The organism is Paenibacillus sp. M-152 (genome assembly GCF_003856555.1).
In the GTDB taxonomy this organism is placed as follows: Bacteria; Bacillota; Bacilli; order Paenibacillales; family Paenibacillaceae; genus Paenibacillus; species Paenibacillus polymyxa_C.
Genome location: NZ_CP034141.1, coordinates 3,526,488 through 3,552,640 on the forward strand (window position 1 = coordinate 3,526,488; position 26,153 = coordinate 3,552,640).

The window sequence follows — 26,153 nt, forward strand, 5'->3', positions numbered from 1 at the left end:
CCCTTTGCTTCTTTCGCTTGACGAGTAAAGGTGGTCGCCAATTGCGTACCTATAAGGTAACCTTGCCCCCAGGCTTTTATAACTGTTAATCATTACGCCAGCCGCTCTTTTCAGGCTTTCTTTCCTTCCGCCAAATTCAGCATTTCCTGTGCGTGATGCAATGTTTTTTCGGTAATTTCTACCCCACCCAGCATCCGTGCCAATTCCTTAACACGACCTTCCTCCGTTAGTCCCTCAATTTGAGTCATGGTCCGTCCGTCATGAACATTTTTCTCAATCAGGTACTGATGATCTGCCATACATGCCACCTGCGGCAAATGAGTAATGGAAAACACCTGACAAACGGAAGACAAACGATAAAGCTTCTCGGCTATGGACTGAGCTGCACGACCACTTACCCCGGTATCCACCTCGTCAAAAATGAGCACCGGAATTTGATCATGACGCGCAAAAATACTTTTCATCGCCAACATGATACGTGATAACTCACCACCGGAAGCGATTTTACCGAGTGGGCGAAGTGGCTCACCTGGATTGGGCGAAATCAGAAATTCCGCATTATCTATCCCTTGCTTGGTAGGTCGTACCTTTAGACCTTTATATTCATATCCACGTGGATCTTCAATTGGATCAATACGCACCTTGAGTGACGTTCTTTCCATTTGAAGATCTTTTAATTCCTGCTCTACTTGCTCTGCAAGCTCTTCAGCACAAATTTCACGTGCCTCTGTAAGCTCTTCAGCAATCTCCAGCAAATTCGAAAGCAACTCATCCCGCTTTGCAATGAGCTGCTCCAGCCGCTCATCTTTATTTTCCAACAGATCGGTTTCCTGCTCAATACGGCTATAGTATTCCAAAATCTGCTCTATACTATCACCATATTTTCGCTGTAACCCGGTAATTTGATTCAAACGTTGCTCCACCTCATGCAGCTTGCCCGGATTAAATTCAATATCCTCACGATAAGAGCGTAATTGAAACGCTGCATCCTCCAACTGATAGAAAGCAGATTGAATCTGCTCCGCAATGGGCTGAAGGCTTTTACTGTCGTAGCTCTGAACATCATTTAATCTGGACAACACGTTATTGACCGTATCCAGACCACCTCTGCCACTTAACAGCTCGTATGCTCCTGATACTCCATCCATCATTTTCTCACTATGGGATAGCTTGACCCGTTCCTCTGCCAATAATTCATCTTCACCCAATTTTAACTCCGCCGCAGCGATCTCTTCCAATTGGAAGCGATACATGTCCAATAGCTGATAAGCCTTTTGACTGGAGCTTTGCAATTCTCTTACTTCTTTTTCCGCTTTGACAAAAGCATTGTAGCGCTCCCGGTAAAGCGCTTTGACTGGACCAATGACCGAGTCACCGAACGTATCCAGCAGCGCAAGATGGCGATCCGCACGCAGCAAGCTTTGATGCTCATGCTGCCCGTGGATATTAACGAGTTGCTCACCTACCTCACGCAGCATCGTTAAATTAACCATCTGACCGTTAATTCGAGATGAGCTTTTCCCCTGAACTGTAAGTTCTCGACGAATCAGCAAATGCTCTTCTGGATTAGCCTTAATCCCTTGTTCCTCCAACGTATTCCAAACGGGATGTTTGACCGGCAATTCAAACAAGGCTTCCATTTCGGCTTTATCACATCCGTAACGCACTAGATCAGCAGATCCCCTGCCGCCCGCAATCAGCCCAAGTGCGTCGATAATAATGGATTTACCAGCACCAGTTTCTCCGCTCAATACATGAAATCCTTTATAAAAATGAACATCGACAGCTTCTACGACTGCCAAATTCCGTATAGACAAAGTGACCAGCATCGTTCTTTCACCTCTATGATGTACAAATTAAAACGCCTAATATGCGTACTTTATAATTAGGAAATGTAGCCCATAAGACGATTCACGATAGTTTCGCTATTTTCTTCCGATCGGCAGATAATCAAAATGGTGTCATCCCCGCTGATCGTACCCATGACCTCAGACCATTCAATATTATCTAATAAAGCAGCAATCGAGTTAGCTGTTCCTGGCAGGCACTTCATCACAATCAGATTGGTTGTGTAGTCAATATGCAAAAAGTTGTCAACCAATGTACGTTTCAGTTTCTGCGTCGGATTGTAGCGCTGGTCTGAAGGCATCGAATATTTATATCTGCCGTCGTCCATTGGAACCTTTATGAGCAGCAGTTCTTTGATATCCCGGGATACAGTTGCCTGCGTGACCTGGAAACCAGCCTCACGCAATGCTTCAACTAAATCATCCTGCGTTTCAATCTCATGTTGTGAAATAATTTCCCTGATTTTAATATGTCGTTGACCCTTCATATAATCCTCCTATGGATTAACCTTCATATTCCTCTTCTTCGAGGTCTTCCATTAATGTAATAAGGCGAATACTTTTCTCGTCCGTATCAACGTACAATACCCCCGCACAGCCCGGATAGAGCAGCAAATAAGGCATAAGCCTGTCCCGTAAATCAGGACCGTTCCACTCCATCGGTTTCTTGCGGCGTGACGTTTTGACCATATATGTCGAACCGTTACGTACAGCTACGTAATCAATAAACAAACGGCTATACACGGTATGTCCATTCACTTTAAAAGCAAGCGGTATTTTCATTTTCCCGCCCACCACTTCATACCCTGCTTCTTCTAGTTGGTCCACAGCAGGTCCTTCGTTCAATTCCTCGTTAATTGGTATCGTTTTTAGCACAAGCGGTCCCGGCTCTTTTAACCAGGCACGCAGGCTATATAAAGCCCATATCCCTAATATCACCCCGATCACAGTGATGATAACCGTATCGTATCGCGTGTCCATGAACCGATCACCTCATGGACATATTCTAGGACAAGATATAAAATCCCTTTTCCTCATACAGGTACGCTGTACCTGCGACCGGATATTCAATTGGGTTCATCACATCTGTGTGAATGAAAATACATATCTGCAATTATACCTCTCATTATAGGCGAACGTGAGTTCTACAATCAATCCCTCACACCAAAAAGAGGTTCTCTTAAGTTCACAGAACTCATGGAGAACCCCTGAATGTCACTTACGCGATGGGCCGTTATTAAAAGTCTGACCTGCTTCCTGAACGGTTCGTTCAATTAGTGGACTGAAATCCACCTTCTCCGGCTGTGATTTAGCAGACGGAAGGCCATCCAAACGCCAATGTGCTAAAAACTCAATATTTCCTTCGCCACCTGTAATAGGGGAAAAGGCCAAGCCTTGCAATGTCAGGCCAAGCTCATGCGCAAACATCAAGATGGTCTGCAGCACTTCTTTATGTGTAGCAGGATCTCGAACCACGCCAGATTTCCCAACCTTTTCGCGTCCAGCTTCGAATTGAGGCTTAATTAGAGCTACAATATCAGCAGGTTGATGCAGCAATGCAAGCAACGGTGGCAAAATAATTCGTAACGAAATAAAAGAAACATCAATACTTGCGAAATTAGGCACAGGACCGCCCAAATCTGCAGGTGTCATATATCTGAAATTTGTTTTCTCCATAACGCATACACGTTCATCATTACGAAGTGACCAATCCAGCTGATTATACCCCACATCAATGGCATACACGTACTCAACTCCATGCTGAAGCGCACAATCCGTAAAGCCTCCGGTTGATGAACCGATATCCAGCATCGTCCTGCCCTTCATGTCCAGCTCGAATTGACGGATGGCCTTTTCGAGCTTCAACCCTCCACGGCTTACATACGGATGCACCGCCCCTTTAACTTTAAGCTCGCTGGAACGTGGTACCTTCATTCCCGCTTTCTCGATCCGTTCGCTGTCCGCCAACACTAGACCTGCCATGATTGCGGCTTTAGCTTTTTCACGGCTTTCAAAAAAACCTTGTTCTACAAGCAATACATCAATGCGTTCCTTCGGAACAGACATGTTAATCTCCCTTTAGGCAGCCAGGCTGCTCTTGTCATACTTTTTATAATATCATGTTGTTTACTTTAAGTTACCCTATACAGATTGCCCCATGCCATATGCTGGCTCAGCAGACCACTTACGCAGCTTTAAGCACACAGCTTCAACGGTAAGTCCCACTTCAGCGCGCTGCTCTTTTATGGAGCCGTGCTCCACAAACAGATCGGGAATCCCCATTAAGCGCACCTGTGCATCTTGTATTTCTTCTTTAGCGTAAAATTCCAGTACAGCGCTACCCAAACTTCCCGCTTCAGAAGCTTCTTCCAATACGATCAGCTTCGTATGCTGGCGGGCCAGTTCACGCAACATCTCCTCATCCAAAGGCTTGAGGAAGCGTGCATTCACAACGCCCACTTGCATACCCTCACGTTTCATCGCCTCCGCAGCCTCTGTCGCCACTTGGAGCATTGGTCCTGAAGCGATTACAGCGAAGCCCTCACCTTTACGCAGAAACTCCCAACTGCCGATGGGAATAGCCCGCAATTCATTATCCAATGGCACACCAACCACGTTAACACGTGGGTAACGATAAGCAATTGGACCGTCTTCGTAGTCAAGTGCTGTTTTCATCATATGGCGCAGCTCATTTTCATCCTTTGGCATCATAAGCACCAGATTCGGGATATGACGCAGGAATGCTACATCAAACACGCCATGATGAGTTTCACCATCAGCACCAACAAAACCAGCACGATCAATCGCGAACATCACGTTGGCATTATGACGACAAATATCGTGCACAATTTGGTCATATGCACGCTGCATAAAAGTGGAATACACCGCAAATACCGGCTTCATCCCTTCCATTGCTAACGCTGCACACATGGTTGCAGCATGCTGCTCAGCGATACCGACGTCAATCATACGTGTAGGAAACTCTTTACTAAACGGTACTAGCCCTGATCCACCAGGCATTGCAGGGGTGACCGCAATGATCCGCTCATCCTGTTCAGCCAGCTCAATCAGCGTTCTACCGAAAATTTCTGTATACATCGGATTGCCCACGGCTTTGAGTACCTGACCTGATTCAATTTTGTATGGACTGATGCCGTGCCACTTGTGCGAATCGGCCTCCGCAGGTTTATAGCCTTTACCCTTGGTGGTTACGACATGCACTAATACGGGGCCAGTAACGTTATCAGCCTGCTGAAAAGTCTCAATTAGCTTGGACAAATCATGTCCATCGACCGGACCAAGATACGTAAATCCCAGCTCCTCAAACAGCACACCTGGCACCATCATATATTTAAGACTGTCCTTGACACGGCCAGCCGATTTGGCAAGTTTACCGCCTATAGCGGGTATTTTTTTCAGCAAAACTTCCAGCTCATCCTTTGCCCGCAAATAGTGACGGTCCGAGCGAATTTTGCTCAAATAATTATGCATGGCCCCTACATTCGGGGCGATGGACATTTCATTATCATTCAGAATGACCATTAAATTTTTACGTTCATGACCAATATGGTTTAATGCTTCGAAGGCCATGCCCCCAGTCAATGCTCCGTCCCCGATCATTGCAATAACTTTATTGTCCTCGCCCTTTAAATCTCGTGCCAAGGCCATCCCCATTGCAGCCGAAAGGGAAGTGCTGCTATGTCCAGCTTCCCAAACATCATGCTCGCTCTCGCTTCTTTTTACAAAACCACAAAGTCCATCACGCTGACGAAGTGTATCAAAACGATCCATTCGCCCTGTCAATATTTTGTGCACGTAGGCTTGGTGCCCAACGTCATAAATCATCTTGTCCTTTGGACTGTTATAGCAATAATGCAGGGCGATCGTGAGCTCAACCACTCCCAGATTCGATGCCAGATGCCCCCCAGTCACGGACAGCTTCTCAATCAAAAAGCTCCTGATTTCCTCGGCTAGAGAAGCCAACTCCTCAACCGACAGTGATTTCAGATCGCCTGGTTGCTTTATGTGTGGAAGCAGCACGCATATCTCCCCGCTTTCCTTCAAGTTTGTGTGTAAAGTTAACAAGTATTATATCACACTTTTGGACTGTGCTTAAACGCAGACAAGTCAAACCAGTTCTAATGCTACTAATGATCACGCTTCATCAGGTAATCCGCTATCTCCAGCAAACGCGAAGAATCGGGAATGCCACCTTCTGCAATCACTTTTTTGGCAGACACTGTGAGTTCCTCCACTTGTCGCAGAGATGCGTCCATACCGATGAAATACGGATAGGTAACCTTCTCTTGTTCAACATCACTCTGCGTTTTTTTTCCCATTTTGCTTTCATCGCCTACGAGATCCAATATATCGTCCTGAATTTGAAAGGCCAGGCCCAGATCTCGTCCAAAACAGCGAAGCGCCTCTAGTTGACTCTTGTCTGCCCCAGCAATCCGTCCACCTGCCAAGAGTGAGAAAATGATCAAATCAGCCGTTTTATGAAGGTGGATATATTCCAGTTCCTTAATCCCCGTCATTCCCTGCTCGCCTGACATATCTGCGACCTGTCCACCTACCATACCTCTGGCGCCGCTCATTTCGGATAAATCCTCAACTATGGACAATAGCGCGTCGGAAGAAACCCCGTGACGACGACCTGCCTGCACGATGCAATAAAACGCATGGGTCAGCAAAGCATCGCCCGCAAGAACAGCAACCGCCTCGCCGTATACCTTATGATTCGTCAGCTTTCCTCGCCGATAATCATCATCATCCATCGCCGGCAAATCGTCGTGAATGAGGGAATACGTATGTACCATTTCTACCGCACATGCTACTGGCAACGCCGCTTCCCTGCTTCCACCAAATGCTTCCGCAGCGGCGATCACAAGCAGAGGCCGCAGCCGTTTTCCGCCTGCGGTCAGTGAATAGTTCATAGATTCTCGAAGGACATCTGGAATGTCCCAATGCGCCGGAAACTGCTCGGTCAATGCAGACGAAACTGCATCTGCCGTCACAGCCAAATATTCCTTGAACGACAGTCTATTCAAGCCCTTCACCGCCGTTTTCATCCAATCCGCCACCGAAAGGCTTCTTGCGCAAATCTCCATCCTCTTCCACAATCATTTCAATTTTACGTTCGACCTGTTCCAGCTTCTGGCTGCAAAGCTGAGACAGCTTCATCCCCCGCTGGAACAAATCAATGGCTTGCTCCAGAGGAACGTCTCCATGCTCCAGTTGTCCGACAATTTCTTCAAGAGCGGCCATGGCCGCTTCAAAATTCAATTCCGCTTCATTCGCCACCGTGCTTCGCGTCCTCCTTCATTCCCCATACTTGACAGTCTAACTGCCCGTCACTCACTTTTATCTTAATGGAATCTCCCGGTTGTACATCTTTGAGCGACTTGATCAGCCGTTTCTCCTGCTCATCGTATACCAAGCTGTAGCCTCGGGCCATGACTTTGAGCGGACTCAGCGCATCCAGCTGACGAATTCCGGTATGCAGCTGCTGCCGTCCCGTTTTTGTGATCGCACGCATCGCAGACTCCAGCTGACGTTGTGCCATATCCGTCTGCTTGCGCGCCGAACGAATTTGTTCGCGCGGATTAAACCGCTCTAGTACCTGACGCATACGAGCATTTTTCTCTGCGTTTAAGCGTGAACGGTTAGCTGCTGCGCGGATCAGACGCTGATGCAGCATATCCATCCGCTCTGCATGCTGGAGCATGTAGCGGCGTGGATGCAGCAGCACTGGCGAACGCCGAAGCCTCAGCAAGCGTTCACGACTGGCTTCCAGCCGCTGCCTAAGGGCGTTGCGCAACCGTTGCTCCCGCTGGAGCAGCTGATCCCGAAGCTCTCCCTGGTGAGGCACAGCCAGCTCAGCTGCTGCGGTCGGCGTCGCTGCGCGTAAGTCAGCCACAAAATCGGCAATGGTAAAATCCGTTTCGTGTCCAACAGCCGAAATGACAGGAATGACCGATGCGTAAATGGCACGCGCAACCGCTTCCTCATTAAATGCCCACAGTTCTTCTAAGGAGCCACCGCCCCGTCCGACGATCATCACCTGAACCTCCTGCATACGATTCATGGCTTCAATTGCCTTAACGATCGAGGGGGCAGCACCCTTTCCTTGCACAAGAACAGGATACAACACGATTCCAGCCTGCGGGTATCGGCGTTGAAGTGTGGTGATAATATCACGCACAGCCGCTCCGGTCGGTGACGTAATTACACCGATGGTTGCCGGGTGAGCGGGCAGATTCCGTTTGCGAGCGGTATCAAACAGCCCTTCTGCATCAAGCTTTTGTTTGAGTTGTTCATAAGCCAAATAAAGGCTGCCTATACCGTCAGGCTGCATTTGCGTCGCATAAAATTGATATTGTCCATCCCGTTCATACACGGATACGTTTCCCCGGGCGATAACACGCGTACCTTCTTTTGGTACGAAAGGGAGCCGTCTATTATGGGTCGCAAACATAATCGAACGTATCCGGCTCCCCTCATCCTTGAGCGTAAAGTACATGTGACCACTCGAATGATGCGTAAAGTTAGAAATCTCCCCGCGTATCCATACATCAGACAGCACCTGATCGGATTCCAGTTTCATCCGGATATAACGATTCAGGTCCTTTATAGAATAAATACGTTGTTGTTCAGCCACAGGTAGCTGCCTTTATGCCAAACCGTACGACCGCTTGGCCGCTACGAGCGTATTTTGCATCAGCATTGTAATCGTCATTGGGCCTACTCCGCCGGGAACAGGCGTAATCGGACCGGACACTTGCTTTACGCTCTCAAAATCAACGTCACCCGCCAGCTTTCCGTTCTCCAGACGATTCATTCCCACATCGATAACTACTGCACCTGGTTTTACGAACGAAGCATCAATAAAATTGGCTTTACCGATGGCAACGACCAAAATATCCGCTTGTCTGCTGAGCTCGGCCATATTCGCTGTACGAGAGTGACACATCGTAACCGTAGCATTTTCACGCTGCAGCAATAAAGAGACTGGCTTGCCCACGATATTACTGCGACCAATAACAACTGCATGTTTACCAGCTATCTCTACTCCAGCACGCTTGATTAACTCAATGACTCCAGCGGGAGTACAAGGCAGTAGGCTATCATCACCGATGACCAGGTTTCCTACGTTTACCGGATGAAATCCGTCAACATCTTTCTCCACTGCAATCGCGTCAATGACAGCTTTTTCCTGAATATGCTTTGGCAATGGCAGTTGCACCAATATCCCATGGATATTACTTTGATGATTCAGCTTATCCACCAGTTTCAGTAATGCTTCTTGCGAAGTATCTGCCGCCAGTCGATGAACCTCAGAGTAATAGCCGAGATCATGACACGCCTTTTCCTTATTTTTAACATACACCTTAGAAGCAGGATCTTCGCCCACCAGTACAACAGCCAGTCCGGGTTGAAAGCTGTGTTCTTTCAAACGAATGACCTCTTGCTGAATGCTTGCCCGGATATCCTGAGAGATTTGTTTACCATCAATGATCGGTGCTGACATGTTTAACCACTCCCCAACCTGATTCAGTAGTCTCTAATTAAAAACGTGCTTTCAATTGCTCCAGCTCTTGTATAACTCGTCCCAGTACACCATTAACAAATTTACCCGATTCCTCGGTACCAAAGTGCTTCGACAATTCAATGGCTTCATTGACTGATACCTTGGCTGGAACATCCTCGCGAAAAATCATTTCATATACCGCAAGCCTCAAAATTTGACGATCCACACGTGAAAGTCGGCTGATCTGCCAGCCTTTCAGGTAATCCGCCAACAGCCCGTCAATAGCTTCCTTGTGCTCCCATGTGCCACGCACATGCTCCAAAACATATGCTCTTAACACTTCCGCGTTTTTAATCACAACTTCGGCTTCGTTTTCCTCAGCCGCTTCCTGAAGCAGCATGTCTACAGCTGCCGCCGCATCCACTTCATTCATTTCCATATGGTACATACTCTGTACCGCTAATTCCCTCGCCAGACGTCTTTTCATGCCCTGCCTCCTACGCTTGCCTATATCTATTTTTCATTCTAACCAATTTCCACAAAAAAACCTGTGAACGCATCCTCCAAAACCGTTGGGCGCAAATAAGCTACAGCTGTATTTTGGAGAACACGTATCACAGGGTTCATTTAAAAGGACGCCAACGTTGCGACAACCATTCGCTCCATTCTTTCCAAGGGAGGAATGAACCAAGCGCTGAATCGCTACGCCTTCCTAGCGTATATCCGATGAACACCATCAATGCAAAGAACAACATATTCCAAAAGCCTGCCCACAAATAAATAAAACCGAAAAAAATACCGGCCGTGATCCCCATGATCCGGCCCTTGTAACTTCCCCATATTTCTTTCCAGGGCATCAGGGAAAATCACCTCTATTCCACACGACTCTTAAAGCTTGGTGACTGAGAAACATTAGCGATGTACACCGACACATTGGATACTGGAATTCCTGTAATTTCTTCCACATGGTCGTGTACCCCCTTTTGTACCTCGGAGGTTAACACTGGAATGGAGCTTTCCCCGTCAACAATCGCCCGAATCGTAATATCAAGTCCCGATTCCAACACACGAACGCGTGCTTTTAGATCCTGCATCCCGCGAAATCGGGAAGCCGCTTTGAGGCACAGGTTTTCGATGGTATCCACCGAAATCTGAATGTCACCATATTCGGTTCGCTGATCAATAGAATGCTGTACGGTTTGGTTCCGTCGAATAGAGATATAAAAAACCCGAAGACTCAATAACAACAGAACTCCTGCAATAATCAAGCTGGTAAACCACACCACTCGCTCATCCTCAATGCTTAAAACATACGGAATGGCCCCGCTCAGGAGGAGGATGGCGAGAATGGAAATAATTCCGATACTTAAGCTGTACAAAAACAGCAGAAGTCTGTCCATAACTTTAGCCACGAAACGCACAGCCTCCTTAAATTAGAGTAAACCCTCGACCCATAAGGGTCGGGGGTTTGTACAAAGTATCGCTCTATTTAACCCGTCCGGCGCCCAGCACTTCCGGCTCTTCTACTTTTTCAGCATTTTTGAATTGAACATCATGAATTTGCACGTTCACTTCTACCACGTTAAGACCTGTCATGTTTTCAATGGAACGCTTAACATTATGCTGAATAGCAGCAGCCACCTCAGGCAGACGGTTACCATACTCAATAATGACGGAGACGTCTACAGCAGCTTCACGCTGTCCGACTTCCACTTTTACACCTTTAGATAAATTTTTGCGGCCTAGCAGTTCGGCAAATCCGCCAGCAAATCCGCCACTCATTCCCGCTACACCTGGTACTTCAACGGTAGCCAGTCCGGCAATGACTTCAATAACTTCCGGGGCAATTTGAATTTCCCCAATTTCTGTACGTTCGAATTCGGTTGGCACTGTGCTCATACCTTCAACACCTTTCGGTCAAAATAAGTTTCATTCCAGCTTTGGATATCAAAGCAGACATGCTCACTTATTATCCATACTATATCATTTGGCGTTCATTATGACAAACTGAGGAAATATACCGATTAAACTTCGTTTTCCTCCAAAAATTTAATATCAAAATCGCCTTCAATAAAGGTCGGATGCTCTAGCAAGCGCTGGTGAAAAGAAATCGTTGTGGGTATGCCCTCAATAGCAAACTCAGCTAAAGCCCGCTTCATTTTGGCAATCGCCTCCTGCCGTGTAGGCGCCCATACAATCAGCTTGGCGATCATTGAGTCATAGTAAGGCGGAATGCTATAGCCTGGATAAGCAGCGCTGTCTACCCGTACTCCAGGACCGCCTGGAGGCAGATAAAATCCGATTTTACCCGGTGCAGGCATAAAATTACGATCCGGGTCCTCAGCGTTAATGCGGCATTCGATTGCCCAGCCATTAATCGTGACTTCTTCCTGAGTAAAGGAAAGCGGATGCCCTTCAGCGACCGAAATCATTTCTTTAATCAGGTCTACACCGGTAATCATTTCTGTTACTGGATGTTCTACCTGAATACGTGTGTTCATTTCCATGAAATAGAATTTATTGTCCGGGCCAAGCAAAAATTCAAGCGTACCTGCGCCAGAGTATTGAACGGCCAAAGCTGCACGAACAGCCGCCTGTCCCATTTCTTCACGAACATCCTGCGAAAGTACTGGACATGGTGCTTCCTCCAACAACTTCTGACGACGACGCTGTACAGAGCAGTCCCGTTCGCCCAAATAGGCAACATTACCATGCTTGTCCGCGATGATCTGTATTTCCACGTGTTTCATACCGGTCAAATATTTTTCCAGATACACACCCGCATTGCCAAAGGCCTTTTGCGCTTCCTGCTGAGCAGTAGTGATTTGTTGAATAAGGTTATCCTCATCTTCGGCGATACGAATACCTTTACCACCACCACCTGCTGTGGCCTTGATAATGACCGGATATCCGATATCACGTGCGATGCTGATCGCATCCTGCACATCCTCAACCAGTCCGTCTGAACCTGGAATAACCGGAACCCCGGCATCCTTCATGGTCTGCTTGGCTACAGCCTTGTCTCCCATTTTGTTAATTGCTTCAGGAGAAGGTCCGATAAACGTAATATTGCACGATTCGCAAATTTCAGCGAAGTCTGCATTTTCCGCCAAAAATCCGTAACCTGGATGAATGGCATCACATTCAGTCAATGTAGCAACACTCATCAGGTTCGTAAAATTAAGGTAGCTGTCCTTAGACAACGTCGGTCCGATACAGTAAGCCTCATCTGCGAGACGTACATGTAACGAATCCTTGTCAGCTTCCGAATAAACGGCAACTGTCGAAATATTCATTTCGCGGCAAGCGCGAATGATACGAACTGCAATTTCTCCACGGTTCGCGATTAATACTTTTTGAAATGTCATGACTTTATCCTCCCTGGGAGCAGTCTTGCCGAACCCTCAAAAAAGGGGACAAACAAGCTTCTTACTCCGGTTTCACAAGGAACAATGGCTGGCCATACTCAACCAACTGTCCGTTTTCGGCCAAAATTTCAACAATTTCGCCCTTCACTTCAGCTTCCAACTCGTTCATCAACTTCATCGCTTCAATAATACATACCGTTGTTTTATCGCCTACTTTACTGCCGATACTCACATACGGGGCCGTATCCGGGGATGAAGAACTATAGAAAGTGCCCACCATCGGAGATACGATTTTATGTAGATTGCTTGCATATTCCTTCGGTTCCCCAGCAGTTGCATGTCCAACATCGGACTGTGCTTGTGGATTCGGAATTGCAGCTTGTGGCGCCACTGTATAAGCAGGTGCTGTTACAGGAGCCTGTACCGTAACGATCTCGCTTTTGCCCGGTTTACGGATCATGAGGCGAGTTCCTTCATTTTCAATTTCAAGCTCATGCACAGACGTTTCATCCACCAGCTTGATCAATTCCTTAATCTCGCTTAATTTAAACATCTCTATTAATCACTCCTTCAGCATTTTGCCGGTTGCTGATAACATTTTTGAAACAGCTTTATGTATTATATCACAATCATTAAAAATAGAAAGAGCCCGGGATTGTGCAGAAATCCGGGCTTTTTCGCGTTTTTTGTCTTATTGTGTAACATACTGGACACTGATCTTGTCCTGCGTAACGTTTAATTCCTTCATGACTTTATCGACAATCGTTACCGCTTGCTTAGCATCCAATTTTTCACTCAGAACCACTACTTTGTATTTATCAGCATCTTCCTCGCGGACGACTGCATTGGCGAATTGCTGCTGTAGCTCTTCTTCGATACCGGTAATTTTGGCCTGTTTATCTTCAAGTACATGTAATTCCTTTTGCGCCTCTGCAGCTTTCTGAGGTGTACTATCATTCATTGCCGTAGTCAGCTCGTCATTTTTCTTTTGATTTTCCACATCCCGCTCCAGCAAATAGTTGTCAATCACAGCTGCCGCTGTTGGTTGGGCTGCTTGTTCGTTTGCTACTTGATCAAGTACCTGCTTGTCGGTTTTGGCGCTAGAAGCTGCTTTGTCATCACTTTTAGCTGTCGTGTCTGTCTTAGCTGTAGTTGTGTTTTGATCGGATGCAGTCGATTCAGTAGCAGGGGCGGCGGCTGTGTCTTTACCGGCTTTTGATGATTCTGTTGCTGGATCAGTTGTAGAAGCCGTGTCCTTTGTGGAAGTCCCTGCTGTTCCGTCAGTTACTTCTCCATTGGTTACCACTTCATTTACTTTCAGTTCGTTCATTTGTTCTTCTGCCTTTGACGTTGCTTCCTGGGCAGCATCCTGTTTAACCTTGCTCACCTGCTCGCTGTCTGCCACGGGCGGATTCGCCGGACTAGAGTCCTCCGTAAACAAATAATATGCAGACAGTACCACCATTAAACTCAGCATGGACACCAGCCAAACGGTTTGTCTTTTATTATTCATGTTCTGTCCTCCATATTCATAAGTGGTTTGCAATATTAACTTCTTTGTTCTTAAATTCCATATTATCCCTGCTTACGCGGAACGACTGATATTTTGTATGAAGGTACGTTCAGTCCCTTCTGCACAGCATCCACAATGAGCTGCTTCACCGTAGGGTTTTCTGCCCCCATAGCCACAACAAGCACTCCCCTTACCTGTGGTTTTACTTTTTTCGTAACAATCGGAGTATGCTGACCACCAGATGATTCATAGGTGACAATCTCACCATCGCGTGTATATTGAGTAGTGTGCCTTTGTCCACCATTAGCGTCCGTCTCGTTATTTTCTTCCTGCATGTCCTTCACATTCCGTTGAACGATCACTTCTTCGGTAGAGTCTACCGTAACCATGACATCGACGGTTCCTACGCCAACAATCTGCTCTAGCATCTGTTTCATATTGTCCTCAAAAGCCTTCTCGATTCCGGCAAAGGAACTGTCCTCACCTACCGTTGTTTCTAACGCAGGCTCATTTTTCATTACGCCAGGCGGTTCCCTCCCTACGTTTTCCGGGTCGACTTTTTTCACATTAACGAATGAATTAAAGAGCATGATCGCTACACCGATAAGGCCAAGAATAAGTAGCCAACGAAATGAATTGAACTTTTTCGCTCCGTCTCCCCCTTCACCCATCCATTGCTCCAGCTTTTTCCTCCATTTACCCATTTCGGTTCACCTCCTGTTACCATTCATGTGTTCCATCCTGCGAATTAATCACCTGAACATGTGTGCTGTCGATCCCCCATTTTTCACGTAGAATGCCTGTGATTAAGCCAAAAGCTTTCTGATCCGCAGGTTTGCCATCCTCTGTTGTTTCGTCAGGACTACGATCATCTTCTCGCGTTCCTTCATTATGATTAGAGGTTTTTGACTGTGTCGGCTCTACACGAATATTCACTGTCTTTTCAGCTACAGGCTCCACGATAACCGGCTTGATATCTGTATCCGGCGGGACGTTTGTGTTTTTTTCTTTTTCTGCCTTCTGCTCCGCCAATTTGACCACTACTGACTGAACACCCGTTCCTGCCTCTAGCCCCGATTCTTTCTGCTGAATCTGCGCAAGGGTCACCTGGACCGACTGAATTGCTAACCCAGTGTACTGCTCCAATTGCCCTTTCATTTCCTTAGCTACCTCTTTGCCTGCCCATTGCAAGGAGCTTTGTTCCTGCTGTTGCTTTAGCTTGTTGCCTTTGGCTAAGATTTCCTCCAATGTCGGTTCCCTGTTACCTGTCTCTGCCTGGCGTTGCAGATCCAATGCTCGCCCCAGAACCTCTGAGGGACTGCTGCTCAGCAAGCGCACAATCGGAGATAGCAATGTCAGCAAAACAAGCAGGCTGAGTACGAGTTTGACATACCTTTCCATAGATCGGCTCGGTAAGATCATATCGACAAAAGAAGCCAGCAGCACGATTAGCACTAGTTCCTTGAGCCAGCCTCCCAGCCAGGTCACGTCACTCGCCTCCCTCTCGTTGGATTATGTGCATGTATTCACCTCATCATGACCGTCATATTGCCTGCTGCGAGCATGACGGTAATCGCAAGGAAGGACATTAATCCCACTGCCGCCAGTGCCGCAAAAACATAAATCATACTCTTGCCGATGGCATCCAAACATTCCACAATAGGCGTATCTCCCAAAGGCTGCATGATTGCTGCGGTCACTTTATAAATGAGAGCTAGTGTCAGAATCTTGAGAGCAGGAAAAGCGCATAGGAACAAAATAATGATGACTCCCACAAGACCGATGGCATTTTTAACGAGCAGTGATGCCGAAATGACCGTATCAGTTGCATCTGCCAGCGCCTTGCCTACCACTGGAACAAAGCTACCTGTAATATATTTAGCTGTACGGATTGTTAATCCGTCAGTAACCGAAGAGGTTAATCCCTGTACCGAAATGACTCCTAGAAAAATAGTCAGAAGCACTCCCAGCACGGCAACACCAGCGTTCCGCAGTAGGTCAGCTAACTGGGTCAGCTTGTATTTGCCCGTGAGCGAGTTGACCAAGTACAGCACAGCCGAGAAGAAAAGCAGCGGGAAAACAAGCGTATGAATGACTGTTCCGACCGTGTTGATCATAAATACAATCAGCGGGTGGGTCACCGAAACTGTGACAACGTTACCCATCGAGGCCAACATGGTAAACAGCAAGGGCAACATCGCCATCATGAAATGAATCATGCTGTCAATTGCTTCTTTGGCATAACCAATCGCTACACTAAAGCTATTAATCGCCAAAATGATAATGACCATGTACACGATAGCGTAGGCAACTTTGCTGACCTGCTTGCTTTCAAAAGCGCTTTGCAGCGTTTCCAGCACCATACTCATAATGCTGAGCATGACGATGGTGACGAGCAGCTTGGCATTCACCCGGATTTCATGGATGAAAAAATCAGCTATAGCCATCAACACACCTTTTATGGTGAATCCTTCACCACCCGGAAGCAGCATGTCCATGAAAGAAGGCGTTTTCTGGTCAGGGAAAAATCCGCCGTATTGCTTCATGAGTCCGTCCCAATAATGTTCAACATCATCTTTGGGCATTTGCTCCGCCTGTTGTCTGATCCATTCGTTTGTAGGTGTATCTGCGAAGAGGACCGCAGCCGAGGCGCACCAGAGACATAGCAGCAAAATCACAATAACTTTGAGATTCGGCATGCCCCCCAGCCTTTTCATGGCATCACCCCCTCAGGCGGGCATCAGCTTCAGAATGGTATCAATAATAATGCTGATAATCGGGATTGCGAGTACCATGATGAGTACCTTTCCAGTAAGCTCTATCTTGGAAGCAATACCGTCTTGTCCCGCATCCCGTACGATCTGTGCTCCAAATTCAGCAATATAAGCGATACCGATTATTTTTAATACGGTTTTAAAATAAATCATGTCCATGCCTGAAGACCTGGCCAGTCGCTCCAGCACGGCAACCACAGATCCGATCTTGCCAATCAGCAGCAAAAAAATGACGATTCCCGCAGCTGTTGCAATCAAAAAGGCAAACATCGGCTTCTGTTCCTTGATAACTAAGATGAGGACTGTGGCAACGAGGGCGAAGCCCACCACTTGAATAATTTCCATGTGTTCACCTACTGAAAAAGAAAAATAGATTTGATCTCTTGCAGAAGGTTATCCAGCATTCGCACCACCATGAACAGCACTACAACGAAACCGATGACCGTCACCCAATGGGCCATGTCTTCCTTGCCCATTTGCTTTAGTACGGTATGAATCATAGCGATAATAATGCCAATTCCGGCAATCTGGAAAATTGCGTTCACTTCTAAATTCATTCGAGCACCCCGCTAATAGATCAAAATGACGATCAATGCTCCGATCAGCAGTCCCAGGCTTCTGCTCATACGCTCGTATCTCACCTGATCTGCCTGCGCCTGCGCTTCTTCATGGGATAACTGCTGGATGGTCAGCGCAATGTGCTTGATCTGGTCCTCACGGTCGCTGGTTCCAAGGCTGTAAGCAAGCTGACGCATCGCTTCCTTCTCGGCCTGCTTCATAGAGGAACGGCTCCACGAGACTTCAATCGCTTTATGCAAGCTTTCTCTGGCGGTCAGGCCAAACGAGGGGTGCATCCAGCGTGAGGCTTGCTGAAACAGAGAGCGCAGCGGCTCTCGCAAGGGCTCTCCTGTCTTGGCGAAAGCATCTGGTAACGGAGACACCCCGTAAGAAACCTCGGTGGTCAGTCTTTGCAGTGCGAGAATTAACTCTCTGATTTGCCGCGGCCTCATGGCAAATTGCCTTGCCCGCTGCCAGCCTGCCAGTGTGGTGGCTAGTATAACCAAGACAGCTCCCAGCAACTTAAGCATAGGAGATGCCCCCGTTCTGCCCTTCCCCAGGCAGTGTCAGCCTGCGCTGCTTGGCATCTGCCAGGCGAAAAGAGACACCCCGGCTCGTCCGCTCCAGCATGACGTAGAGCTGGAACAGCTCCTGTCCTGTAGCTAATCCAGCAAAGGCAGATCGGCTCGCCATTTCAGCCACATCGCGACCATGTGCGGAAGCAATGACTGCGATGCCTGCGTGAAGTGCTTCACGCACCGCCTCTGCATCTTCTGGCCGCCCGATTTCATCAACAATCAGGACATCCGGTGACATCGAGCGAATCATCATCATCATGCCCTCTGCTTTCGGGCATCCGTCCAATACATCGGTGCGAGGTCCGACATCAAAACCGGGGATGCCCTTGTGACTGCCAGCAATCTCAGAGCGTTCATCTATAATACCCACCTTAAGTCCATTTCGTCGCCCTCCGTTGCTTTCCATCCCTCCGTAACTCAGTTGCCGAGCCAAGTCCCTAAGCAACGTCGTCTTGCCATGCTGAGGCGGTGACAAGATGAGCGTATGCCGTATCATTCCAGATTTTCGATCCGCTACATAAGGCAATATCCGATCAGCTATGCCAGGAATGGCCCGAGCAATTCGTACATTAAAGCTGCTTATATCTCGCAAATGCTCTACTCGCCCTCGGTTGAGCACGGTTCTCCCTGCCAAGCCAATACGATGACCGCCAGGGATCGTAATAAACCCTTTGCGAAGCTCCTCTTCCATGGTGTACAAGGAATGATTACTGATAAAATCCAGTAATCGGTGGGCATCCTCGCGGTTAGGCTTATAGGCTTCAACAGGATTCAAAGTCAGCCGACCAGCAGTCGTAACAAAATGATGATCACCATTCGCATTAACTTCCAGCGGCCTTCCTTCCCGGATCCGGATTTCTTCCAGTTGCTTAAATACGGTTTCTGGAAGCCTTCCGAGTATACCGTGCAACGGTTCCGGAAATAACTCCAGCCATTCCATACCAGTGCCGCCCCCTCACAGTTGTCCTTTTTCTTTAAGACAAGTCTATGGCTGACTCTCGCTTTTTATGCCGAAAATATATTGAAAATTCAGTCGAACATTTGCTCACTCCTATCCACGCTCAGCGGACCTTTCCCCCGCTCATTCAAGCCCCTTTCCCTGCTTTATATAATAAAAAAAGGTTCCCTCTAAGCCTTGGCGGCTAAGGGATACCCTTAAATAAAAAAGCTAGATTTAGAGCAAAAAGAGGCTGCTCCACAGTCTGACTCTCACTGATGGAACAACCTCTTAACCTACTGCTGTATTCTATGATTTATCCATCTATAACTAGGGAGCGTATAATATATTCCCCGTTATAGCGTTTCCCTAAATCATTTGATGTTATTAACGACGGTCTTTAGGTCCGCCCACAAACGCTTGCTCCTCGGTATCCAGATTATAAGCTGTATGCAACGCTTGAATAACCTCATGAAGCTTTCCAGCTTCAATTACACACGATACCTTGATTTCGGATGTGCTTACCATTTTAATGCTAACGCCTTGCTCGGCCAGCACGGCAAACATTTGCGCTGCAACACCCGGGTGGCTAACCATTCCCGCACCTACAATGGATACCTTCACCAGATTTTCCTCAGACGTTACTTCACGATATGGAAGCTCTCCGCGAATACCTTCCAGTGTCTTAAGTGCAGCTTCACGATCCGTCAGAGCTACTGTAAAGGAGAAATCTGCTTTTCCAGCTTCAACCCCGCTCTGCACAATAATGTCTACATCAATTTTGGCTGCTGCCAGTGTTCCGAAAACTTTTGCCAGTACACCAGGGATATCTGCAACGCCCAAAATACTGATTCTTGCTACATTTTTATCATATGCAATTCCACTGACTACAACGCCTTGCTCCATTACTGCATCCTCCTTTACGACTGTTCCTTCATTATGGTTAAAACTGGACCGCACAATCAACGGTACCCGGTTATGTTTGGCATACTCTACCGCACGGGGATGTAAAACAGCCGCACCTAAATTGGCTAATTCCAGCATCTCATCATAAGAAATTTCTTTTAGCTTACGTGCCACCTTCACGATTCGTGGATCTGTTGAATATATGCCGTCCACATCCGTGTAAATTTCACAGGCATCCGCTTGAATCGCCGCCGCCAGCGCAACGGCCGTCGTATCAGAACCACCACGTCCCAGCGTAGTAATATCTCCATCTGCAGACATCCCCTGGAAACCAGCTACAACAACAATCTTGTTGCTGCTCAGTGCATCCAGCACACGCTGAGGTTGAATATCCGTAATCCGTGCCCGACCAAAGTCAGATTCAGTACGGAAGCCAGCCTGCCATCCTGTAAACGATACCGCTTCATGACCCAGCTGCTGAATAGCCATCGACAACAATGCGATTGAAATTTGCTCGCCTGTCGTCATCAACATATCCAGCTCACGTGCAGGCAACTGCTCATTTAATAATTTAGCCTGGTCAATCAATTCGTCTGTCGTGTCTCCCATTGCGGAAACGACCACTACACATTGATGCCCTTCACTCTGTTTCTCAACGACGCGTTTTGCCACGCGTTTCATGCGCTCCGTGTCACCGACGGAACTGCCTCCGAATTTCATGACATACAAAGACAACGATATTCACTCCCTCAGACTCACAGTATGTAACCTTGAGATGGCACCAAACGATTTGAACGTGACATCCTGCGGCATAACTTTAGTACAGTATAATACGAAAGTGCTGTGTGGAGCCAATGTTTTTTAATATTCCTATATATAAAAATATCCCCCGCCCTTAACAAGGACAGAGGATACCAGAAACTGTAAATTCTATGCGCGTGACATGTATTTGCCGTCACGAGTATCAATTAACAATACGTCATCTTGGTTAATAAACAGAGGAACTTGAACATTCAAACCTGTTTCCAGTTTGGCATTTTTGGTTGCACCTGTAGCTGTATTCCCTTTAATACCTGGTTCTGTTTCAATTACTTTGAGCTCCACGCTGGTAGGCAAGTTGATACCCAGGATTTCTCCGTTGTAGCTTATGATGTTTACATTCATGTTTTCTTTCAGGAAGTTAAGCTCCCATTTCAGTTGATCGCTGGACAATGTAAATTGATCATATGTTTCGTTGTCCATGAATGTGTGATCGTCTGCACTAGCATACAGATAAGATACACCACGATTTTCGATTTGCGCCCGGCCAATTGTTTCACCCGCACGGAATGTACGTTCAACCGTATTACCGTTACGCAGGTTTTTCAACTTGGAGCGTACGAATGCTGCGCCTTTACCTGGTTTTACGTGTTGAAAATCCAGCACTGTAAAAATATCTCCGTCTACCTCGACGGTCAAACCTGTTTTAAAATCATTAACGTTAATCACTAAAATACCCCTCCTACAGGACTGTTATCGTTATTAAACGACTGTAAATTCTTTGCTCGAATGCGTTAATACTTTGATGCCGCTATCTGTAATAACGATATCATCCTCGATCCGTACACCGCCAAATCCAGGCACATAGATACCTGGTTCGACCGTTACAACCATGCCCGGCTCCAGAATATCATCACTTGCCTTCGACAGACGTGTAGATTCATGCACTTCAAGACCCAGACCATGACCTGTACTGTGTCCGAAATTGTCTCCATAGCCATGGCTCGCAATAATATCCCGGGTCAACGCATCCGCTTCACGGCCTGTCATGCCCGGCTTAATATGTTCGAGTGCGTGAAGCTGCGCCTTAAGTACAATATCATAGATCTCGCGCAACTGAGGCGCCAAATCCCCTTGTGTAGCCACTGTACGGGTCAAATCGGAGCAATAGCCATCCAGCAACGCACCAAAATCAAACGTAATCAGCTCACCTGCTTGTACTAACTTTGCACTGGCTACTCCATGAGGCAATGCCGAACGAACTCCGGATGCCACAATCGTGTCAAATGAAGAAGAAGTAGCTCCCTGCTTGCGCATGAAGAATTCCATTTCCAGATCCAGCTCACGCTCGCTGACTCCTGGTTTGATGTAAGGTAAAATGTGTGCAAATGTAGCATCTGCCAAATCCGCTGCCCGTTGCATCACTTCCAGCTCTTCCGCATCCTTGTACACCCGCAGCTTTTCCACAATGCCCGATACCGGAACCAGCTTAATAGGTGACAAATCTTCGCTATAAGCTTTATGTGTCGCAACAGTTACATCATCCTGCTCAAAGCCTGTTTCGCTAATCTGATGGGAGGACAGCAATTCTTTTACTGTTTCCATGACCTGCGCAGCGTGCTGCACTACCGTAAAGCCTTGGGCTTGTTCGGTCGCTTGTGTCATATAACGAAAGTCAGTCAGCAAATAGCTATGGGATTCTGTAATCAGCACATAACCCGCTGAACCTGTGAAGCCTGTCAAATATCGACGATTGACAGGGCTAGTAATCAGCATAGCCCGCAGATTATGCTCGCCCAGCGCCTGCCGCAACTTTAGCACCCGGTCATTCTTCATCTTCATTCCGCTCCCCTCTGTCAAATAACCAAATGCTATTTTAACACAGGGGATAGGCGCTTGAGAAGTTTTTGTTACGTTCTGCCCCCAGCCTTCTCAGGCTCGCGCATTCTTTCATCCGTATACTCGACTGCAACGGTATATCCGATAAATAGTCCCCACAGTATAAATACACAAACTTCCGTATATATGGAATTCCATGTTAACCGATGAGGGGGGTTCATCATCCCTAACTTAGGACCTGTTAACACAAATAAAACAACCCACCAGATCAGACCGTATATAATACCGGGTATAGGGCCATTAAACCTGCGCAAAATCAAAGTGTACACCAATGACGCTACAACGGACAATGCAATAAAAAACAGCAGCCCTACCAAATGACCTGCCATGGTGTTCATGAACGAATGCTTAAAAAACGGCTCTGCCAGAAAGCCAGGCGCCACTACTGTAAAGTGCAGCGTATAAAACAGCCAGCGCAGCAATCCCCAGAGCAAACCCGCAAAAAAACCCAGCTCAAGTGCAAAGGGAATGAGCGGTGTATGTACTTTGCCTGACTGTTGTCTACCTCTACTACTGTTGTCATTATGATTACGTTGATCTTGAGATTCGCGAGACTGTTCCTGGTCATGACCTATTTTCGGTATAGAGTAAGTTTCACTCATGTGGTTGGATCTCCTTTCGAAATGCATAAATTTTCTCATGGTAAAGACTCATTGTTATAAGGAAAAGCATGTGTACTTTCACCAGATTCGTGCCTATCCATTTTGAGAGGTAGTATGCTCCAGTGGGGGGTATTTTAACAATGAAATTGAATGGATTTTGTATTCTTTTCATTGACAAAAATTCAATCCTGTTTCATAATATAATGATGAAAATGATAATCATTATCATTTTATAATAATGTTTATACAGGAGAACGCAATCTATGAAAAAGGGATTTATCGGATTCTTATTGTTACTGACTTTTATGCTCACACTGGCAGGTTGTGGAGCAACTGACAATGTAGCGAATAAAGGCCAGACAGCTACGTCGGGTAGCAAACCTACTGAAGCAGCGAACGGTCCTGTGACAGTAAAGCACAACCGTGGTGAGCTCACGCTTGACAAGCCCGCTCAGCGTGTCGTAGTACTGGAATGGACATTCACGGAGGATTTGATTGCATTGGGCGTGCAGCCGATTGGTAATGCGGACAATGCCAACTATAAGGTGTATGTGACTCCAGAGGCAGCTCTGGACAGTAACGTGGTCGATGTGGGTACACGCAACGAGCCTAATTTGGAGGCGATTGCTGCATTAAAGCCGGATCTCATCATCTCCAACTTTGATGGGAATGAAGCAATCTATGAGCAACTCAAGGCTATCGCACCGACGATTGAATATAATCTGAACGATGGTAACGGCTACGACTATGATAAGATGGTAGAGATTTTTAATAGTATCGCAGTCGCTCTTGGAAAAGAGGATAAAGCTAAGCAGGTGCTTGCCGATCTGGATCAGCATTATGCCGAAGCCAAACAAAAGCTCGCCGCTGCAGACAAGTCGGATTTTCATTTTATACTGACACAGGCTTTCACTTCCCAAAATGCAGCCAGCCTGCGTATGTTTTCAGATAATTCAGTCGTCGTGGGAACATTGGCGAAGATCGGTTTGGTCAACGATTGGAAACCGAGCAAGGTTGAATCATATGGCTTTTCAACTGTAGGCATTGAAGCTCTGTCAGCTGTTCAGGACAGTAACTTTATCTATATTGTGCAGCCGGACGATAATGTTTTCGGCTCATCTATGAAAAATAATTCTGTTTGGAACGGTTTGAAATTCGTCAAAGAAAAACGTACTTATCCGTTGGCCAGTACAACATGGACGTTTGGCGGCCCGGTCTCGTCAAAGGGACTAGTTGATGGGGTTGTAGGGGCAATCACGCAATAAATTTGATGTTGACGATTCCGTCTGGATTTATAACTGACGATAATAAGCATTTATGGGGGCAGTTTGACCGCTCTCATAAATGCTTTTTTAAACCTATGGTATGAGTCTCCCCCACACACTACAAGGATTTCCATCTTCTCCGTTATGACTAATTAGCCTTTTCAAATGATAAAATTAGCAGGTCACCACATCCCATTTTCGTCTAACTAGATATTCCCTTCCAAATTCGATACAATATACAAAAAAGCATGTATTAAGAGAGGTGAGACGGTTGTCACAAGCATCCAAGCCTGTGAGCTACGGCGGTCAGGCAGTCATTGAAGGTGTCATGTTCGGCGGCAAGCGTGTCAATGTCACGGCAGTTCGCCGCAAATCTGGCGAAATCACATATTTGGAAGTACCACGCAAGGAGCAATCCTGGGTGTCCAAATTCCGCAGAATTCCGTTATTGCGGGGGATTGTCAGCATCATCGACTCCAGTGCCAAGGGTACCAAGCATTTGAACTATTCAGCCGATGCGTATGCTGATGATGAAGTAGATCCAGAAGAACGCGCTGAACAAAAGAAAAAAGAGGAATCCCGTTGGAGCCTGAGCATGATGATCGGCGTGGCTGCGGTCGGTATATTGTCCTTCCTCTTTGGCAAAATTGTATTAACCCTCGTTCCAGTTGTTGTGGAGAGTTTCCTGTTTGACGGTTTGTTTCACAACCAGATTTTGCATAATCTCGCTGAAGGAGCTATTAAGCTGATTTTGCTGCTGGCTTATTTATGGGGTATTTCCCAGACTCCGTTAATCAAGCGACTGTTTCAATATCACGGCGCGGAGCATAAAGTGATTACTGCATTTGAAGCAGGGGAAGAACTAACTCCAGCCAACGTACAAAAATATAGTCGACTGCATTACCGCTGCGGCAGCAGCTTTATTATGCTCACCGTGATTATCGGGGTACTTGTCTATTCCCTGTTTACCTACGATAATCTGTGGGAGCGCATGGGGCAACGTCTTTTACTGCTTCCGATCGTATTGGGTCTTTCTTTTGAATTCCTCAAGCTGACCAATGCACTTCGGGAAATTCCAGTGCTTCGTTATCTAGGTTACCCCGGCCTATGGCTGCAGTTGCTTACCACCAAAGAACCGACCGATGATCAAGTCGAGGTATCGATTGCCTCATTTAAGCGTATGCTTGAATTGGATGCTGAGTTGGAAAATGTACCTGTAAAGGAGACCCTCAACAGTCCGGTCCTTGATCCTGTGAAAGGATGAGTGAATGATGTACAGACATGCCGTTATTTTCTGGCTTACCCTTGCTTTGGGCGCATATGGAATTATAGATATGCTATGGAAAGGTAGCTGGGGCTTTCTCATTAGTTTACTAATCCCTGTTTTTATTTTTGCAGTTATATTTCTGCTGTACAAATACCAGCCTGGACAACGCAAGCGAACTCCCAAAATTAAGCCCTCTGTGCGCACCATGGCCAAAACAGCCAGCACACGTAAGCAGCAAACTACAAGCAAACGCAAAACTTATCCTTTTCATGTTATTGAGGGTTCCAAGGGTAAAAATGAAGAGGAACAACCCAAATATCATTAATAATCATCAACCTTTAAAATGTAG

The 26,153-nt window shown here is 46.8% G+C and carries 30 protein-coding genes; 3 read left to right on the forward strand and 27 right to left on the reverse strand.

What is annotated here, in order from left to right; translation table 11 throughout:
- Nucleotides 1-110: 110 nt before the first annotated feature.
- From recN to EGM68_RS15570, 27 genes are all read right to left on the reverse strand, one after another.
- Nucleotides 111-1,829, reverse strand: a complete 1,719-nt coding sequence (recN, locus tag EGM68_RS15440; RefSeq protein ID WP_025675616.1) for a DNA repair protein RecN — start codon at nt 1,827-1,829, stop codon at nt 111-113.
- A gap of 56 nt (nt 1,830-1,885) precedes the next feature.
- The gene (gene ahrC, locus EGM68_RS15445) at nt 1,886-2,335 is read right to left on the reverse strand and encodes a transcriptional regulator AhrC/ArgR (protein WP_013371768.1); all 450 of its coding nucleotides are present in this window, start codon (nt 2,333-2,335) and stop codon (nt 1,886-1,888) included.
- A gap of 16 nt (nt 2,336-2,351) precedes the next feature.
- Complete coding sequence (locus EGM68_RS15450; RefSeq protein ID WP_129549527.1) at nt 2,352-2,828, reverse strand: hypothetical protein; 477 nt, start codon at nt 2,826-2,828, stop codon at nt 2,352-2,354.
- A gap of 234 nt (nt 2,829-3,062) precedes the next feature.
- Complete coding sequence (locus tag EGM68_RS15455; protein WP_129549528.1) at nt 3,063-3,914, reverse strand: TlyA family RNA methyltransferase; 852 nt, start codon at nt 3,912-3,914, stop codon at nt 3,063-3,065.
- Between the two features lie 75 nt (nt 3,915-3,989).
- Nucleotides 3,990-5,888 (reverse strand): 1-deoxy-D-xylulose-5-phosphate synthase, encoded by a 1,899-nt coding sequence (gene dxs / locus EGM68_RS15460; protein ID WP_013371771.1) that lies wholly within the window; start codon nt 5,886-5,888, stop codon nt 3,990-3,992.
- Between the two features lie 107 nt (nt 5,889-5,995).
- The gene (locus tag EGM68_RS15465) at nt 5,996-6,919 is read right to left on the reverse strand and encodes a polyprenyl synthetase family protein (protein ID WP_129549529.1); all 924 of its coding nucleotides are present in this window, start codon (nt 6,917-6,919) and stop codon (nt 5,996-5,998) included.
- Nucleotides 6,891-7,151 (reverse strand): exodeoxyribonuclease VII small subunit, encoded by a 261-nt coding sequence (gene xseB, locus EGM68_RS15470; protein WP_013371773.1) that lies wholly within the window; start codon nt 7,149-7,151, stop codon nt 6,891-6,893. Before xseB ends, EGM68_RS15465 begins: the two co-directional genes overlap by 29 nt.
- A complete protein-coding gene (gene xseA, locus EGM68_RS15475; protein WP_043886124.1) occupies nt 7,141-8,454 on the reverse strand; it encodes an exodeoxyribonuclease VII large subunit in 1,314 nt (437 codons plus the stop codon). The genes xseB and xseA overlap by 11 nt, the downstream gene beginning before the upstream one ends.
- A 66-nt stretch (nt 8,455-8,520) precedes the next feature.
- The gene (folD, locus tag EGM68_RS15480; protein WP_129549530.1) at nt 8,521-9,378 is read right to left on the reverse strand and encodes a bifunctional methylenetetrahydrofolate dehydrogenase/methenyltetrahydrofolate cyclohydrolase FolD; all 858 of its coding nucleotides are present in this window, start codon (nt 9,376-9,378) and stop codon (nt 8,521-8,523) included.
- A 37-nt stretch (nt 9,379-9,415) separates the two neighbouring features.
- The gene (gene nusB / locus EGM68_RS15485; protein WP_129549531.1) at nt 9,416-9,865 is read right to left on the reverse strand and encodes a transcription antitermination factor NusB; all 450 of its coding nucleotides are present in this window, start codon (nt 9,863-9,865) and stop codon (nt 9,416-9,418) included.
- A 136-nt stretch (nt 9,866-10,001) separates the two neighbouring features.
- Nucleotides 10,002-10,235: a DUF2273 domain-containing protein gene (locus tag EGM68_RS15490; RefSeq protein ID WP_013371777.1), complete on the reverse strand. Its 234-nt coding sequence runs from the start codon at nt 10,233-10,235 to the stop codon at nt 10,002-10,004.
- 15 nt (nt 10,236-10,250) lie between these two features.
- Nucleotides 10,251-10,790, reverse strand: a complete 540-nt coding sequence (gene amaP, locus EGM68_RS15495; protein ID WP_013371778.1) for an alkaline shock response membrane anchor protein AmaP — start codon at nt 10,788-10,790, stop codon at nt 10,251-10,253.
- A 73-nt stretch (nt 10,791-10,863) separates the two neighbouring features.
- The gene (locus EGM68_RS15500) at nt 10,864-11,277 is read right to left on the reverse strand and encodes an Asp23/Gls24 family envelope stress response protein (RefSeq protein WP_013310820.1); all 414 of its coding nucleotides are present in this window, start codon (nt 11,275-11,277) and stop codon (nt 10,864-10,866) included.
- Between the two features lie 125 nt (nt 11,278-11,402).
- On the reverse strand, nt 11,403-12,746 hold the full coding sequence (gene accC / locus EGM68_RS15505) for an acetyl-CoA carboxylase biotin carboxylase subunit (RefSeq protein ID WP_013371779.1): 1,344 nt from the start codon (nt 12,744-12,746) through the stop codon (nt 11,403-11,405).
- Between the two features lie 61 nt (nt 12,747-12,807).
- Complete coding sequence (accB, locus tag EGM68_RS15510) at nt 12,808-13,299, reverse strand: acetyl-CoA carboxylase biotin carboxyl carrier protein (RefSeq protein WP_013371780.1); 492 nt, start codon at nt 13,297-13,299, stop codon at nt 12,808-12,810.
- A 138-nt stretch (nt 13,300-13,437) separates the two neighbouring features.
- The gene (locus EGM68_RS15515) at nt 13,438-14,259 is read right to left on the reverse strand and encodes a SpoIIIAH-like family protein (RefSeq protein ID WP_058711536.1); all 822 of its coding nucleotides are present in this window, start codon (nt 14,257-14,259) and stop codon (nt 13,438-13,440) included.
- Nucleotides 14,260-14,321: 62 nt separating this feature from the next.
- The gene (spoIIIAG, locus tag EGM68_RS15520; protein WP_129549532.1) at nt 14,322-14,963 is read right to left on the reverse strand and encodes a stage III sporulation protein AG; all 642 of its coding nucleotides are present in this window, start codon (nt 14,961-14,963) and stop codon (nt 14,322-14,324) included.
- A gap of 16 nt (nt 14,964-14,979) precedes the next feature.
- Complete coding sequence (spoIIIAF, locus tag EGM68_RS15525) at nt 14,980-15,747, reverse strand: stage III sporulation protein AF (protein WP_102163675.1); 768 nt, start codon at nt 15,745-15,747, stop codon at nt 14,980-14,982.
- Nucleotides 15,748-15,785: 38 nt separating this feature from the next.
- Nucleotides 15,786-16,976, reverse strand: coding sequence for a stage III sporulation protein AE (spoIIIAE, locus tag EGM68_RS15530; protein ID WP_013371784.1), 1,191 nt, complete (start codon nt 16,974-16,976; stop codon nt 15,786-15,788).
- A gap of 12 nt (nt 16,977-16,988) precedes the next feature.
- Complete coding sequence (gene spoIIIAD, locus EGM68_RS15535; RefSeq protein WP_013371785.1) at nt 16,989-17,378, reverse strand: stage III sporulation protein AD; 390 nt, start codon at nt 17,376-17,378, stop codon at nt 16,989-16,991.
- A gap of 8 nt (nt 17,379-17,386) precedes the next feature.
- Entirely contained in the window at nt 17,387-17,590 is a 204-nt protein-coding gene (gene spoIIIAC, locus EGM68_RS15540; protein ID WP_010345636.1) for a stage III sporulation protein AC, read from the reverse strand.
- A 12-nt stretch (nt 17,591-17,602) separates the two neighbouring features.
- A complete protein-coding gene (spoIIIAB, locus tag EGM68_RS15545) occupies nt 17,603-18,121 on the reverse strand; it encodes a stage III sporulation protein SpoIIIAB (protein ID WP_013371786.1) in 519 nt (172 codons plus the stop codon).
- Complete coding sequence (gene spoIIIAA, locus EGM68_RS15550; RefSeq protein ID WP_129549533.1) at nt 18,114-19,109, reverse strand: stage III sporulation protein AA; 996 nt, start codon at nt 19,107-19,109, stop codon at nt 18,114-18,116. Before spoIIIAA ends, spoIIIAB begins: the two co-directional genes overlap by 8 nt.
- Before the next feature lie 384 nt (nt 19,110-19,493).
- A complete protein-coding gene (locus tag EGM68_RS15555; protein WP_013371788.1) occupies nt 19,494-20,747 on the reverse strand; it encodes an aspartate kinase in 1,254 nt (417 codons plus the stop codon).
- A gap of 195 nt (nt 20,748-20,942) precedes the next feature.
- The gene (gene efp, locus EGM68_RS15560; RefSeq protein WP_013371789.1) at nt 20,943-21,500 is read right to left on the reverse strand and encodes an elongation factor P; all 558 of its coding nucleotides are present in this window, start codon (nt 21,498-21,500) and stop codon (nt 20,943-20,945) included.
- A gap of 33 nt (nt 21,501-21,533) precedes the next feature.
- Nucleotides 21,534-22,607 carry a M24 family metallopeptidase gene (locus EGM68_RS15565; protein ID WP_129550334.1) on the reverse strand — a complete coding sequence of 358 codons (1,074 nt, stop codon included), beginning with the start codon at nt 22,605-22,607 and terminating at the stop codon, nt 21,534-21,536.
- Nucleotides 22,608-22,681: 74 nt separating this feature from the next.
- On the reverse strand, nt 22,682-23,272 hold the full coding sequence (locus tag EGM68_RS15570; protein WP_040103443.1) for a YqhR family membrane protein: 591 nt from the start codon (nt 23,270-23,272) through the stop codon (nt 22,682-22,684).
- Nucleotides 23,273-23,535: 263 nt separating this feature from the next.
- On the opposite strand from EGM68_RS15570, the gene EGM68_RS15575 reads away from it, so the two are divergent.
- The 3 genes from EGM68_RS15575 to EGM68_RS15585 all read left to right on the forward strand — a co-directional run bounded on the left by EGM68_RS15575 (nt 23,536) and on the right by EGM68_RS15585 (nt 26,129).
- Nucleotides 23,536-24,537, forward strand: coding sequence for an ABC transporter substrate-binding protein (locus EGM68_RS15575; RefSeq protein WP_129549534.1), 1,002 nt, complete (start codon nt 23,536-23,538; stop codon nt 24,535-24,537).
- A 271-nt stretch (nt 24,538-24,808) separates the two neighbouring features.
- On the forward strand, nt 24,809-25,801 hold the full coding sequence (locus tag EGM68_RS15580) for a DUF1385 domain-containing protein (protein ID WP_013371793.1): 993 nt from the start codon (nt 24,809-24,811) through the stop codon (nt 25,799-25,801).
- A gap of 7 nt (nt 25,802-25,808) precedes the next feature.
- Complete coding sequence (locus EGM68_RS15585; RefSeq protein WP_170973184.1) at nt 25,809-26,129, forward strand: hypothetical protein; 321 nt, start codon at nt 25,809-25,811, stop codon at nt 26,127-26,129.
- The last annotated feature ends 24 nt before the right edge of the window (nt 26,130-26,153 follow it).